This window comes from Sporomusa sp. GT1, from assembly GCF_014634905.1.
GTDB classification, from domain to species: domain Bacteria; phylum Bacillota; class Negativicutes; order Sporomusales; family Sporomusaceae; genus Sporomusa; species Sporomusa sphaeroides.
In genome coordinates this window covers 89,331-103,916 of the sequence record NZ_BMBX01000008.1, presented here as the reverse complement: position 1 = coordinate 103,916, position 14,586 = coordinate 89,331, and the positions used below count along the sequence as shown (strand labels likewise).

General features: G+C 47.1%; 14 protein-coding genes. 13 read left to right on the top strand and 1 reads right to left on the bottom strand.

Translation table 11 applies throughout. The features are described 5' to 3' along the window. Positions 1 to 5: 5 nt before the first annotated feature. The 10 genes from GT1_RS11575 to GT1_RS11530 are packed head-to-tail and all read left to right on the top strand — an operon-like array spanning position 6 to position 8,247. Entirely contained in the window at positions 6 to 1,883 is a 1,878-nt protein-coding gene (locus tag GT1_RS11575; RefSeq protein ID WP_188398839.1) for an AMP-binding protein, read from the top strand. Beyond that, the gene (locus GT1_RS11570; protein ID WP_188398838.1) at positions 1,867 to 3,039 is read left to right on the top strand and encodes a 2-oxoglutarate ferredoxin oxidoreductase subunit alpha; all 1,173 of its coding nucleotides are present in this window, start codon (positions 1,867 to 1,869) and stop codon (positions 3,037 to 3,039) included. Before GT1_RS11575 ends, GT1_RS11570 begins: the two co-directional genes overlap by 17 nt. 1 nt (position 3,040) lies before the next feature. After that, on the top strand, positions 3,041 to 3,874 hold the full coding sequence (locus GT1_RS11565) for a thiamine pyrophosphate-dependent enzyme (RefSeq protein ID WP_188398837.1): 834 nt from the start codon (positions 3,041 to 3,043) through the stop codon (positions 3,872 to 3,874). Between the two features lies 1 nt (position 3,875). Then, positions 3,876 to 4,403 (top strand): 2-oxoacid:acceptor oxidoreductase family protein, encoded by a 528-nt coding sequence (locus tag GT1_RS11560; RefSeq protein ID WP_075757482.1) that lies wholly within the window; start codon positions 3,876 to 3,878, stop codon positions 4,401 to 4,403. A 32-nt stretch (positions 4,404 to 4,435) separates the two neighbouring features. Next, positions 4,436 to 4,654 carry a sulfur carrier protein ThiS gene (thiS, locus tag GT1_RS11555; RefSeq protein WP_075757483.1) on the top strand — a complete coding sequence of 73 codons (219 nt, stop codon included), beginning with the start codon at positions 4,436 to 4,438 and terminating at the stop codon, positions 4,652 to 4,654. Further along, entirely contained in the window at positions 4,641 to 5,453 is an 813-nt protein-coding gene (locus GT1_RS11550) for a molybdopterin-synthase adenylyltransferase MoeB (protein WP_075757484.1), read from the top strand. Before thiS ends, GT1_RS11550 begins: the two co-directional genes overlap by 14 nt. 31 nt (positions 5,454 to 5,484) lie before the next feature. Further along, on the top strand, positions 5,485 to 5,910 hold the full coding sequence (locus GT1_RS11545; RefSeq protein ID WP_223226196.1) for a M67 family metallopeptidase: 426 nt from the start codon (positions 5,485 to 5,487) through the stop codon (positions 5,908 to 5,910). 2 nt (positions 5,911 to 5,912) lie between these two features. Next, entirely contained in the window at positions 5,913 to 6,776 is an 864-nt protein-coding gene (locus tag GT1_RS11540) for a 4Fe-4S binding protein (RefSeq protein ID WP_188398835.1), read from the top strand. Continuing rightward, a complete protein-coding gene (locus GT1_RS11535; protein WP_223226195.1) occupies positions 6,776 to 7,018 on the top strand; it encodes a sulfurtransferase TusA family protein in 243 nt (80 codons plus the stop codon). Before GT1_RS11540 ends, GT1_RS11535 begins: the two co-directional genes overlap by 1 nt. Then, positions 7,015 to 8,247 (top strand): O-acetylhomoserine aminocarboxypropyltransferase/cysteine synthase family protein, encoded by a 1,233-nt coding sequence (locus tag GT1_RS11530; RefSeq protein ID WP_188398834.1) that lies wholly within the window; start codon positions 7,015 to 7,017, stop codon positions 8,245 to 8,247. Before GT1_RS11535 ends, GT1_RS11530 begins: the two co-directional genes overlap by 4 nt. A 49-nt stretch (positions 8,248 to 8,296) precedes the next feature. Here the strand turns inward: GT1_RS11530 and GT1_RS11525 are convergent, their stop codons facing one another. Further along, positions 8,297 to 10,774 carry a glycyl radical protein gene (locus tag GT1_RS11525; protein WP_188398833.1) on the bottom strand — a complete coding sequence of 826 codons (2,478 nt, stop codon included), beginning with the start codon at positions 10,772 to 10,774 and terminating at the stop codon, positions 8,297 to 8,299. Between the two features lie 280 nt (positions 10,775 to 11,054). Between GT1_RS11525 and fliB the strand changes: the two genes are divergently transcribed. From fliB to GT1_RS11510, 3 genes are all read left to right on the top strand, one after another. Beyond that, positions 11,055 to 12,164 carry a flagellin lysine-N-methylase gene (gene fliB, locus GT1_RS11520; RefSeq protein WP_188398832.1) on the top strand — a complete coding sequence of 370 codons (1,110 nt, stop codon included), beginning with the start codon at positions 11,055 to 11,057 and terminating at the stop codon, positions 12,162 to 12,164. 196 nt (positions 12,165 to 12,360) lie between these two features. Then, positions 12,361 to 12,924 carry an alkyl hydroperoxide reductase subunit C gene (ahpC, locus tag GT1_RS11515; protein ID WP_188398831.1) on the top strand — a complete coding sequence of 188 codons (564 nt, stop codon included), beginning with the start codon at positions 12,361 to 12,363 and terminating at the stop codon, positions 12,922 to 12,924. A gap of 197 nt (positions 12,925 to 13,121) precedes the next feature. Beyond that, the gene (locus tag GT1_RS11510) at positions 13,122 to 14,582 is read left to right on the top strand and encodes a DNA-3-methyladenine glycosylase 2 family protein (protein ID WP_188398830.1); all 1,461 of its coding nucleotides are present in this window, start codon (positions 13,122 to 13,124) and stop codon (positions 14,580 to 14,582) included. Positions 14,583 to 14,586: the final 4 nt, after the last annotated feature.

The window sequence follows — 14,586 nt, the reverse complement described above, 5'->3', positions numbered from 1 at the left end:
AGAATATGAGTTTTGAAACCTTGGCTCAACTGCTTACGTATCGCGCTTTACATGACAGCGAGCGCATTTTTATATCTGTGCCTGAGCAAGGGCAGGACTTAACTTATGGAGCATTTTATCTGGCAGCGCAAAAATTTGCACAACAGTTAACCCGGCAAGGTTTGCAAAAGGGTGGGCGGGCAGCACTGATCTTAGAAAATGGAGCAAACTGGGTCATCGCCTTCTGGGGTGTTCTTTTGGCAGGAGGGGTTGTCGTCCCGCTGAATCCCCGGTTTACACCAGCAGAAATTTCAGGCTTGCTGGAGCAGGCAAAAACCCAATTAATTATTGCAAACCATGAGGGGGCAAACGCATTGCCCCCCGACTTATTACCGGGAAGCAATAGCTGGCAGCAAACGAGTATTGATGGAAACGAAGAAATTTATATTACTGTTTTGGAACAGCCCGGCAGAGCTGTAGTACAGGAAAGTCAGCCAAGCTCTGATGATGAGGCGCTGCTGCTTTTTACATCCGGCTCGACCGGAGTGCCCAAAGGTGTTGTACTGAGCCATGGCAACTTGCTGGCTGAAGCCGGTTTTATCGGGCAGGGGCATCAATTGACAGCAGCGGACATTGTATTGTGCATTTTGCCCTTTTTTCATATCAATGGATTGGTTATTACCATGATTACCCCGGTTTTTACCGGTGGGAGAGCTGTCATACCGCACAAATTCAGCGCCGGCAGGTTTTGGGAGTTGGTGAATCAATATCAGGTGACCTGGTTTAGTGCTGTTCCTACCATTTTGTCGATATTGCTTTCCAAGGGTGAAACTATAACTGCCCGGACAACGAGCCTGCGGTTCGCACGTTCGGCCTCCTCGTCACTGCCGGTGGCAATTTTGCAGGAATTTGAAAAGCGGTATGGTGTGCCGGTGATTGAAGCCTATGGATTATCGGAGGCAGGCAGTCAGGTTGCCACTAATCCGCTGCCGCCCGGAGTCAGGAAAGCCGGTTCAGTCGGATTGCCTGTGGGAAACAAAATTCAAGTGGTTGATGGGCTGGGCAATCCGGTTGCTGCCGGCAGAGCGGGAGAAGTCATTCTCCAGGGGGCCAATGTTACAAAAGGATATCTCGACAATCTGCAGGCCAGCCGGGAAAGTTTTCAGAACGGCTGGTTTTATACCGGGGATTTAGGCTATTTTGATGAAGAAGGCTATCTCTTTTTGACAGGCAGGAAAAAAGAATTGATCAACCGGGCCGGAGAAAAGATTTCACCGCGGGAAGTGGATGAAATTCTATACCAACTGGCGGAGATTGAACTAGCCGCTGCCGTAGGTGTGCCTGACGATTTATTTGGTGAAGAAATCGTAGCTTTTGTACAGTTAAGGCCAGGATTTCAATTAAATGCAGAAAGAGTTCTGAAACATTGCAAAGCATATTTGGCTGATTTCAAAATACCGAAGCAGATTCTATTTATTGAGGATTTCCCCAAAGGAGCAAATGGGAAAATTCAGCGGCGCAGACTCGCCGGGCTTTATAGCCGGCTTACGGCAGCTTCTGCCGCAGAGGCGGGGAATGAGGACGCCGCTGAGTCTCAGTACCGGCAGAAACCGTCGAGAAAGGAGCCATCAGCTATTATGGACTGCAAACAGCAACAAATCAAAAAATATAAGGTAGAGGTCGATGGACAAGGTTGCAAAGATTGTGGTTATTGCATCGAAGTGTGCCCCTGCGGAGTTTTTACCCAAGCCGATTATTTTAATGATAAGGGATATCGGCCGGTACTGGCTAAAGCTTCCGTTGCATGTATCGGTTGCCGGCGCTGTTTCTTTGCGTGCCCGGATTTTTCCATCAGTATAGATGAACAACCGGCAGAGGAGGATTATAGTGAAAAGAGTATTTGACACAGGCAATGCAGCTATTACGGAAGCAGCCATTTTTGCCGGTTGCAAGGTATTTGCAGGCTATCCGATCACGCCGGCCACAGAAATTGCTGAAAATATGTCCCGTCGCCTGCCGCAGATAGGCGGCTATTATGTTCAGGCGGAAGACGAGTTATCTGCACTGCACATGTGCATTGGTGCTTCCTTGGGCGGGCTAAAAGCGATGACATCAACATCCGGTCCCGGCTATGTTTTGTATGCTGATCCATATGGCTGGGCTTTGGGCAGTGAAATTCCGGTGGTGGTGGTAAATGCCCAGCGTGTCGGTCCGGTAAGCGGAATTACGGGGGCGCCGGGTCAAGGTGAGTTCTATCTCAGCCGTTATCCGACCCATGGGGGGAATTTTGAGAGTATTGTACTGGCACCGAACAGTGTACAGGAAGCATTTTCACTGACGGTAGAGGCTTTTTATCTTGCCGAGCGGTTTAGGATGCCGGTTACCGTGTTGGCAGATCAAATTGTTACCGATGGCTGGGAAACCCTTCTAATACCCGATACCGAGGCAGAAGCCCGGGAAATGGGACTTAGGGTGGTGCCCCGCCAAATTAATTACGGGCCTGAATTTTATCCGGCAACCGATGAAATTGATGTTCCGCCTGTCGTCCTGGGCCATAATACCGGCGCGGCCTGCTCGGACTGGACACCTACGGCCGAAGGGTTTGATACCGAAGAAGTGGAGTGGCAGCATAAGCATGCCTATCGCTTAATTTATAAAGTACGAAACCATAAAGATATTATTACTCGTTACGAGGAAATTGACACAGCTGATAATCCGGACGTAATTCTTGTAGCCTATGGCAGTCCTTCGCGTGTAGTAAAAAGTGCAGTGAAAGCGGCCAGGGAACAAGGGTTGAAAGTGGGCGGCATTCGTTTGGTTTCCATATGGCCTTTTCCTGATGAAGCCTTCAGCCGGAATGCTAAGTATCTGTCTGTGGAGCTTAATTATGACGGTCAGCTGGTACGGGAAGTTCAGCGATCAGCTCAGAAGGGCAGTGAGGTGCATTTTTTAGGAAGATGCGGCGAGCTGCCCAAGGTGGCGGAATTAGTGGAAGCAGCCCGGAACTTGCTTCAGAACCGGCCGCTGGCGAGCATAAAATGGCAGCGGGAGGCTTGGTAGCATGGACTATTTAGCAACAAAATACCTGAAGTCGAAAAAAATACCGAGTACCGCTTGCAGTGGCTGCGGCCTGGGGCAGGTTCATAAAAAAATACTCTTGGCTATTGATGAGCTGGCACTTACAACCGGCGACATTGTGTGGGGAACAGGCATTGGCTGCGCCGGGCGGCAGACGTTTAACACCTGGAAAGGGGATAATTTTGCCGGTACTCACGGGCGGGTATATGCCATCGCCACCGGGCTGCGGCTGGCGCTGCCGCCTGAGAAAAAAATGATAATCACAGCCGGTGATGGTGATGCCTTTGGCATTGGCTTATTACACCTGCTGCATTGTGTGCGAAGAAATGTAGATATGACTGTCATTGTAGCCGATAATTTTGGCTATCAGTCGACTGGCGGCCAATATGGCTACACCACCCCTAAGGGTTCGGTAACAGACAGCAGTCCTTATGGCATGCAGGATCCCAACTGGGTACAGGACGGACGGGATATTCTGGAGGTTTTGCGGGCAGCCGGTGCCGGCTTTTTAGCCAGGCATACCAGTGTTGAAGGCCAGAATGCAGTGGAAAGTATCAAGAGGGCTATTCAATATAAGGGTTTTTCTTTGGTACACATAGCTTATCCGTGTATAACCAACTATGCCGGTAAAGCCTTGGGCTCACGCAAGCCGGTTATGGCTTACCGGTGGCTGAAAGAGCGGACCAATCCTGATCCGGAACAAAATATCGAGGGAATTGCCTTTACAACAGGCATCTATTATCAGGCCGCCATAGAGCGTCCGGAGTTTTCGGAGCAAATGAGAAAATTTACAGCGGCTGTGCGCGGGGAGGGGTAACATGAACCGAACAGAAATATTGGTCAGCGGTTTTGGGGGGCAGGGCGTTGTTCTGCTTGGCCAGATTCTCAGTACCGCGGCAGTCTATGAAGAACTGTTCACTACTATGCTGATAAGCCATGGGACTGAAACCAGAGGCGGTTATGTCCGCAGTCAAATTGTGCTGTCAGGTTCACCCATTGACAGTCCTGTAGTAGAAACCCCGGACTATTTTTGTGCAATGTCAAAATCGGCCTATACCAAATTTGGTTCCTTAGTACAGCATGGTACCATTATTTTTGATCCGGGATACATCGAGCCGATTCAGGGAGCAGGTGTTCAGCATAGCCCGCTTCCGGCCAGGGATATTGCCGTAAAAGAATTAGGACGGGAAATTTTCGCCAATATCATTTTTCTTGGCAGGCTGGGACAACAATTGCAGGGGGCAATCAGTAAAGAAAATTTTCTGAAGGCGCTGGCGGCAAGGATTCCTAAACTCATTGAACAAAATAGCCGGGCGTTTGAACTAGGCTATACTTTTGGAATATAGGGACAGTGCGATTATACAAGGGGGCAGCAGCTATGAAAATCAAAATAAATGGTGAAGATGCAGTGGTTGAAGAAAAAATTAGTATACAGCGACTGCTGGAAACGCAAAAAGTCGAAATGGCGAACTATGTAACCGTACAGCTTAATGATGAAATTGTTGACCGGGACGGGTTCGAAAGTACCTTGCTGCATGAAGGCGATGTTGTTGAATTTCTGTATTTCATGGGAGGCGGTGCGCATGGACTTTACTAATGAGCAGCTGGAACGGTATTCACGCCATATCATCCTAAAACAGGTGGGAGTAAAGGGACAAAAAAAATTACTGGGCGGCAAGGTGCTTATCATCGGCACCGGCGGCCTGGGCGCGCCGGCAGCGGTTTTTTTAGCCGCCGCGGGAACCGGCACTATTGGCTTGGTGGATTTTGATGCGGTTGAGCTGTCTAATTTGCAGCGGCAAATCATCCATCAGACCAAGGATATTGGCAAACCCAAGGTTATCTCCGGCAAGGAGACCATTGAGGAAATGAATCCTGACGTTAAGGTTGTTACTTATCAGGAATGGGTTAATTCCGGCAACATTATCGATATTATCAGGGATCAGGATTATGATTTCATCATTGACGGCACTGATAATTTTCCGGCTAAATTTTTGATTAACGATGCCTGTGTTTTGGCAAAGAAACCATTTTCTCATGCCGGTATTATCCGTTTTGAGGGGCAAACCTTAACCTATGTTCCCGGTCAGGGCCCCTGTTATCGCTGTATTTTCAATAATCCGCCGCCGCCCGATGCTGTGCCTACCTGCAAACAGGCCGGGGTGCTGGGGGTAATGGGCGGCATCATCGGAACGATTCAGGCAACAGAAGCAATTAAATATATTCTCGGGGTAGGCGAACTTCTTACAGGGCAGCTGCTGACATATGATGCATTACATATGAACTTTAGAAAAATTAAACTGCCATATAACGAAAAATGTCAGGTGTGCGGTAAAACCCCCTGTATTACCGGGTTAATTGACTACGAGCAAGCAGTGTGTGAAGTAAAAAAGTAAGAAAAACGCGGAATTTGATGCTAGGGTGGTTGTGTTGATTATTTTACAAAAGCAAGATTACAAAAAAATTGTCCGGCAGGCGCTGGAGCAGCTTCCGGTGGAAGCTTGCGGACTGTTGGGCGGAACGATAGACGAAAACGGCAATAGCGTTGTAAAGGGAATTTATCCGCTGACCAATATGGATAATAGTCCGGAACATTTTTCCATGGATCCGAAAGAACAGTTTGCCGCCGTTAAAGATATGCGCAAACAAGGGTGGAGCATGCTGGGCAATTACCACAGCCATCCGGCGTCGCCTGCCCGCCCTTCGGCAGAAGATAAACGCTTAGCTTTTGATCCTAAGGTCAGTTATTTTATTATTTCTCTGCTGGAACGTGAGCAGCCGGTATTAAAGAGCTTCCGGATACAACAAGGTCTGGTTGCTGAAGAAGAAATAAAAATAATCGGGGAGGAATAACTATGGCACAGGTAGATTATAAAGCATTAAAAAAAGGCGGTTTCATGCGCCAGATTCAAAAAGATAGATTTTCCTTGCGGCTCAGGATTGTTGGCGGGCAGATTAAAGCCGGGCAGTTGAAAAAGGTGTATGAGCTTGCTGAACAGTACGGGCAGGGCTATGTTCATATGACCTCGCGCCAAAGCATCGAGATCCCATTTGTCAAACTGGAAGATATTGAAGTGATAAAAAAAGAGTTACATGAAGCCGGGCTGCAGCCGGGAGCCTGCGGACCCAGAGTACGGACCATTACGGCCTGTCAGGGATCGGCCGTTTGCCCAAGCGGCAATATTGACACGGCTGCCCTGGCGCAGGAATTTGACAAGCGGTACTATGCCCGGGAACTGCCCCACAAATTTAAACTGGGCATTACCGGCTGTTCTAATAACTGCCTAAAGGCGGAAGAAAATGATCTGGGAGTAAAAGGCGGTATCTTGCCTATTTGGCAAGACAGCAAATGTACTTTTTGCGGATTGTGCGAAGCAGTCTGTCCGGCTAAAGTCATTGCGGTCGCCAAAGAAGAACGAAAACTTGAATTTAAGCAAGCTGCCTGTACTTATTGCGGCAAATGCAATAAATCCTGCCCGGTAGACGCCTGGGACGGAAAGAGCGGCTTTATCGTTTCTTTCGGCGGTTTGTTTGGCAACCGGATCGCTATCGGCAAACAGACTATACCCATTGTGTTTGAAGAAGATAAGCTCCACGTGATTGTGGAAACCGCTTTGCAGTTTTTTGCAGATAACGGCAAACCCAGCGAACGTTTTCGCAATACCCTTGACCGGGTTGGCTGGGATGCATTCCAGATAAAACTGAAGGAGGTATTATAGTGGGCAAAGCAGATGCTTTTGTTGATATTACTGATGTCGTCTGTCCGATGACCTTTGTCAAGGTGAAAGTGGCACTGGAAGAACTTGAGGACGGCCAGCTGCTGGCGATAAAAATGAATGAAGGCGAGCCTATCGGCAATGTTCCGCGCAGCCTTAAGGAAGAAGGGCATAAGGTACATCAGGTGGACAAGAACGGGGACGCAACCTATACGGTGATAGTGGAGAAGGGCGGGTTAGAATGAAATTCAATACCTCGCTGCTGCATAGTGCTCATGCGCCTGAAGAAAAAAACGGGGCTACCTTAACGCCCATATATCAGTCATCTGCTTTTGCTCATCAGACGGCAGAGGATTTAGAGGCTGTATTTAACGGGAAAAAACCAGGTTTTGTCTATACTCGCCTTAATAATCCCAGTGTTGATTCCTTTGAACAACGGGTTGCCGCCTTAGAGAGCGGAATTGGCGCTATCGCCTGTGCTTCGGGGATGGCGGCTGTCACCCTGGCTATTTTGAATCTTGTTAAAAGCGGGGACGAGGTTGTGGCCAGCAGTGGTATTTTCGGCGGCACTACTTCCTTATTCCATTGCCTTGAGGAATTCAATATCACCACACAGTATGCAGCTGATAACAGGATAGAAAGCTTTGCCGCCTGCATCTCGCCCAGGACAAAAGTTATTTTTATCGAGACCATTGGCAATCCCAAGCTGGATGTGCCCGATATTGCCGCGCTGGCAGAGCTTGCTCATCAGCATGAGATTCTTCTGGTTGTTGATAATACCGTTACGACACCATTTTTGGTCAAGCCGATTAAGTTAGGCGCAGATGTTGTTATTCATTCCACTTCGAAATATATAAACGGCAGCGGCAATTCAATTGGCGGCATTATTATCGACAGCGGTAAACGCAAATGGAATTATGATAAGTTTCCGGCATTTAAAGAGTACGAAAAATTTGGCCGGTTTGCCTATTTAGCCAAACTGCGCAAAGGAATATTTAAAGATTTCGGGGCCTGTATGTCACCTTTTAATGCGTACCTGACCAGTATTGGCATGGAGACTCTTGGGCTTAGAATGGAACGTGCCTGTGAAACTGCTTATAAACTGGCTGTCAGTTTGCGCTCCTGCGCCAAGGTGAAAACGGTAAATTATCCCGGGCTGGAAGACAGTCCGTATTACCAGGTGGCGAAAGCACAGTTCAACGGTAAATTCGGGGCGATGTTAACGATCCGGGTCGGAACCAAGGACAATGCTTTTGCAGTGATCAACAGCCTGACATATGCGGCAAATCTTGCGAATATCGGAGATACGCGCACACTGGTTATCCATCCGGCGTCTACCATTTATGCTGCCAGTCAGGAAGCGGAAAAGATTAATGCCGGCGCCTATGATGATTTGATCCGGATTAGTGTGGGCTTAGAAGACTTTGAAGACTTAGAAGCGGATTTTCAGCAGGCATTAGACAAGTTGGCATAGATTGGCGCTAAACAATAAAAACCCTAGCAGTGGCTAGGGTTTTTATTGTTTATAAAGAGGTATGTTCGGTTCTGGCGATAAGGTCGTCCTGCAAATCAGGAGATAGGTCGGTAAAATAGGCGCTGTAGCCTGCAATGCGAACAATGAGATTACGGTATTTGTCCGGTTCTTTTTTTGCGGCAAGCAAGGTTTCGCGGTTAATTACATTGAACTGCAAATGCCAAAGTTTAAGATCACACCAGGTTCGAATAAAGGCTGCTAATTTATCGGTGCCTTCCTCGCCGGCAATGCAAGCAGGACTTAGCTTAACATTTAACAATCTTGCTGCACGTTCACGGTAGCCAAAGTTTTTTGAAGCATAGTTAGAGAGAAGAACGGCAGTTGGACCACTGGTATCAGCACCCTGGGAGGAGGAAGAACCGTCAGAAAGCGGAGTGTAGGCTTTTCTGCCGTTCGGGGTTGCACTAACTACTTTACCGAAGGGAACATGCGAGGTAAACGGTACTAACCGGAGATCCAGGTGAACTCCTAATTCTTTGGAATACTTTCGCGTAAATTCAAGGCACTGGCGGTCAAGTTCTTTGGCTATGGTATCTGCATAGGCATCATTATTACCGTACTTGGGGGCATGGAGTAATAATTGGCGGGTAGCCTCATAACCCTCAAAATTATGCTCTATTGCCTCCAGCAGCTCAAGGATGGTCAGTTTCTTTTCTTCATAAACCAGTTTTTTTATGGCTGCCAGCGAATCTACCACTGTGCCATAGCCCATGAATTCAAAATAGCCTAAATCAATTCCGCCTTCGATTACCGGCGAATGGATGTCTTTATAGGTTTTCATGCACAAATCATGCAGTGCCGAACCTAACGGCCAGGCAAAGTGTTTTGCCCGTAAATTAATGATAACATGCTGTTGAATAAAGGCATGTTTCAAGAAGTTGATATGCTGTGCCAGATACGCTTGCCAAAATTCTTCCCAGTGCGCAAAAGTTCTGGGATCGCCTGTTTTCAGTCCTATTTGCTCATTGCCATACAGTTTCATTTTGCCGTTATACAGGGTCATTTCCACAGCTGCCGGGAAGTTAATATAGGCGCAAGGACTGGTGTACGTATCCCGGTTGGGCATACGGCACTCAGAGCAGCCGGATACAGCATAATCGTAAGCTTCTTCAAAAGAGGCTCCTTTAGCCAGTAACAGGGGGACAACTTCTTCGTCATTGATTAACTTCGGAAATCCGGAACCTTCCTTAATGGTTTCCACTACTTCATAAAGGTAACGGGCAGATACCCGTCCATGAATGCGGGCCGCGAGGTCTGGATAATGGAGCGGAAACTCGCGCTTGGAACGTAAAATAAGATAGGTCAATTCATTGGTGGCGTCCAGTCCGTCAGGCGTTTGTCCGCCAATGGTGACGGCTTCCCAATGAGCATAACCCTCGTTAAAGGCTCCGCCTGTCGGCGAAAGGTACAAGTCGGTAAACTGAGCCATTGCCAGCCACATGCATTCAAAAAGCTGTAAAGCGTCAGCATCTGTTATTATGCCGGCTGCAAGGTCCTGTTGATAATAAGGAAACAAATATTGATCCAGGCGGCCATTGGATATGATGGTGCCGGTTTTTTGTTCCATACGGGAAAACATCTGGGTAAACCACTGCGCCTGCATCGCCTCGTGAAAATTACGGGCAGGATGCTCAGGCACCCGGCGGCAGATTTCGGCAATCTTTAGCAGTTCCTCTCGGCGTGAAAGATTCTCTGCTTTTTCTGCGAGAGCTTCAGCAAGCCGGGCGTGCCTGTTAGCCCAAAGAACAATAGCGTCGCAGATGATAATTATTGCCTGGAGAAAAGGGGCCTTTTCCATTGTATCAACTGAACTTAGCGGATCTAATTGCGCCAGTTTTTGTTCAGCCTCGTTTTTTATAGCTTTGAAACCTCGTTTTAAAACCTTTTCATAATCGTGTACCCACTGAATAGAGGAGCGAAAGGAAGCGGTTTCATTGACAATGAAACGCGACTTTAGCGGATCCTTGGGGTCATAAGTATATTTCAGGGTTTCTGCCGGCAGTGTTTTGGCCAAATTTTCATGAAAGGTCTTTCCTTGCCAATAAGGAGCTATTTCTTCAATAATAGTACGGGAATCATCCTCGGAAATATTGAAAGGTGATTCAACCCGGTTAGGTATTTGCTCAATAGCTAAGCCGAGAAAATCGCCGTCAAGTTCCGGATATAAGATGCCGTATCGCCCTTGCGACCCTGAGCGGCCAACAAGCAGTTGATGATCGTCAATATAAACCGTGATATTTTCTGCAATGTGTTTTAATGCTTTTGCCCAGCGGAGCAGCAGTGGTTCTCCTTCAGTTCGACGAAAAGATTGAGTAAAGTATTTGGCTCGTTCTATGTCAATGCGCGGCCGGGTATTTTTAAATGTATGCAATATAGCGTTAGTTTTTTGACGGGTATGCAATATCTGCTGGCCTGCTATCTCGGCCTGAATACGTTGTTCTTGCGGGGATAATATGGGGTCAGTCATAGTTTTCACTCCTTTTCAAATTAGCTTCCAGGGATATTGAAGCTTGCTGGTTTGGCAGTGCAGTCTGGTAAAATCAAAAAAAGCTGAAACCTAAGAAACCATCGAAATGGCTTTTAGGTCTTCAGCTTTCTGATCAACCAAAATTATGAAATTTATTGACAGTATAGCAGTGAATAGTATTGATGTCAATATAAGCAACAAGGATTTTGTAGGATTTAGCTAGAATAGTTAAAATATGGTATAAAGATATTTTGCAAGAAAGATAATAGAAGGAGAAACCATGATTGGATCACATGTCAGAGCCTTCAGATGCCGCGCCTGTGGCTACTGTTGTTACAGAAATAAAGTCTGGGATTCATACCTTGCCGTGGATGAAGGTACTTTGGCAAAAATAACCGGCGAGGGAATCGAGGATATTGCAAGCAATCTATGTACAACTCCCAGGCAGGTAAAACAGTTAAAATGTAGCGGCAATCAATGTTCATTTTTAAATAAAAACAACTTATGCCATATCAATTTGCAGTATGGTTACGAATATTTGCCTGACGCCTGCAAAACCTATCCGCGAATCATCGGTGTAAGCACACGGGGCCTTGAAATTTCGTTGGTCTTTCTTTGCCGTGAAGCCATTAAAACCATTATCAGCCAAAATAAAATTACTTTCAGTGATGAAAAACTTACTGACTTAATACTCCCCAATAATTACCACTATGAACTTTCCTCTGACGATGAATATGACCTACAGCTTATAAAGAAATATTTTGAGTTTTTACCCAAGGCCATCAAGGGTTTGCAAAACCGCTGCCTGCCGTTAAAACAACGGCTGCTGATACTGGGGGAGGAATCCCTGCGGCTGAGTGAATGTACCGAAACCATAAACTTTTCAGCAACCAGTATCCGGGATTCCTTAGGCATCCTGAAGGAAATTCTTATCAGCAGAATCGGGGAAGCTGATACTGATTATACGGAACCGTATATTGATAATTTAAAGAAAATCCGCGGCATTATTGATGGTAACACGCTTTCCCTGGCAGAATACCTGAGGATTAAAGAAACCTTCATTGACCGGGAGTATGACAAATATGAATATGTACTGGAGAACTATGCAGTCAACTTTATGACGACCAACATCTATTTTTTCAATGGAGCGGTCTTCGGCTACACTATGCTGCTGCTGCTGTTAGCTTCGATTCAGTTATTTATGGCAGGGTATGCCGCCTTCTACCGGCGTTCCCTGGATGAAGAAATAATAATACTGGCCATTCAGACTGTAGATACAGCCTTCTTTGGCCATATGAGCTGGTTTTCGCATAAAATAACAGCCATCATTAAACAGCATGGAATTTGTGATACTGTAAAAATGGCCGCAGCATTGGGACAAGTGTTGTAGGACAAACAAATAAACATAAAAGAAAAAAGAGCTTGACATAGGCAAAGAATGGATATATAATAATTATCAAATAGTAATCATTATCAATGTATAAATGCATAAATACTGGCTGCCGGTGAAAGAACCGGTTTTATAATCAGGGTGTAATCATAGCCGGTTGCTATGTAAATAATACAAATACAGGGAGGACGAAAGTATGTCGTTAATCGGAAAAGAAGTCAGTGAGTTTAAGGTTCAGGCATATGTGAATAATGATTTCCAAGAGGTTACGAAACAGGATATTCTGGGAAAATGGACGGTATTTTTCTTTTATCCGGCAGATTTTACTTTTGTATGCCCCACCGAGCTGGAAGACCTGGCCAATAAATATGAAGAATTCGCAAAGATTAACTGCCAGATTTTTTCCGTATCCTGCGATACCCACTTTGTACATAAGGCATGGCATGATGCTTCCCAAACCATTCAAAAGATTAAATTTCCTATGTTAGCCGACCCGACAGGTGCGTTGGCCAGAGATTTTGATGTCATGATAGAAGCTGACGGACTGGCTGAAAGAGGTACCTTTGTTGTAAATCCGGAAGGTAAAATTGTTACCTATGAAGTACTTGCCGGCAACATAGGCAGAAACGCCGATGAGCTGCTAAGAAGGGTACAGGCTTCTCAGTTTGTTGCCGAGTATGGTGACCAGGTGTGCCCTGCAAGATGGGCTCCGGGCAAGGAAACCTTACGTCCCAGCATTGACTTGGTAGGAACGCTGTAAACAGCCTGCGGTAGAAATAAATAAGTAAAGAGTCTGTAATTTATTTACAGGCTCTTTTTGCTGTAGGAGCAAGCACATTTTCCTTTGAAGCCTTCAGCGGTGGTTTTTTTGAATCAAAAAACCATGTCCGAAAATAGCCAGATATTTTTGGGAAGCATGATATACTAAATATAGTATCAGACAGGGAGGCGAAAGCAATGGTGGAAAACACCGCTGGTTTGTATACCGCGTTCAAGGCAAAGGATGCGCGTTTTGACGGGCGCTTTTTTGTCGGCATATCGTCCACCGGTATATACTGCCGCCCGGTGTGCCGGGCCAAGCAACCGAAAGCTGAAAATTGCACCTTTTATCATACGGCGGCGGAAGCGGAGCAGGCAGGGTATCGCCCCTGTCTTTTATGCCGGCCGGAGCTTGCTCCCGGCACCTCAATCACAGATGCCACCGCCAAGCTGGTCTATCGGGCGGCGCGTATGTTGGAAGAAAACTGCAGCAGTGGGCTAAGTATGGACGAACTTGCCGGGCGGCTTGGGTATACTGACAGGCACTTGCGCCGTGTGTTCACGGCTGAATACAACGTGTCACCGGTTCAGTATTTGCAAACATGCCGATTGCTGCTTGCCAAAAACCTGCTTACAGACACAAATCTGTCCGTACTCGATGTGGCAATGGCTTCCGGCTTCGGCAGCCTCCGCCGCTTCAATGACCTTTTCAAAAAACACTATAGTCTTGCGCCCACGGCATTGCGCAAAAGAATGTCACACGAAAAAAGGCGTAACGGCAATGTCACGTTGGCTTTAGGCTATCGTCCGCCCTATCCTTGGGAAGAAATGCTGAATTTCCTCGCCGGGCGGGCAATTACGGGGATAGAAGCCGTAAAAGACGGCGAATATATGCGAACTGTGCATTTGGAAAATGCCGGGGGAAAGCAAGTGTATGGCTGGGTGAGTGTAGGTCACAACCCCAAAAAGAACGCATTGAACGTTACCGTAAGCGAAACGCTGCTGCCTGTGCTGCCGCAAGTATTGGCGCGGGTACGGCATTTGTTTGATTTATACTGCGACCCAAACGCAGTGTATGAAACCCTCCAGGTCATGAACGACCTTCGCCCCGGCCTTTGTACTCTGGGTACCCGCGTACCCGGTTGCTTTAACGCCTTTGAAATGGCAGTACGGGCGGTGCTTGGACAGCAAATCACCGTAAAGGCGGCAAGCACCTTGGCCGCAAGAGTTGTAAAAAACCACGGCACTCCAATTCAAACAGGGATAGAGGGCTTGACCCACATTTTCCCGTCACCCGAAGCTGTAGTAGCTATGGGCGAAAACATAACAGAAAATTTTGGGGTGTTAGGTGTTATTGCCGCGCGGTCAAATACGATTTACGAACTGGCAAGGGTATTGTCGCAAGGTGAGGTTAATTTCGATCTTTGCGCCCAGCCGGAAGCAGAAATGAAAAAGCTGATGCAGATTCGCGGTATCGGAAGCTGGACGGCACAGTATATTGCCATGCGGGCAATGGAATGGCCGGATTCTTTCCTTGAAACCGATGCGGGTGTGAAGCATGCGCTGCCGGGTTACACCGCGAAAGAGCTTCTCAAAATGGCGGAGAGCTGGCGGCCTTGGCGCAGCTATGCCACCGTCAATCTATGGAATACACTGTAGGAGG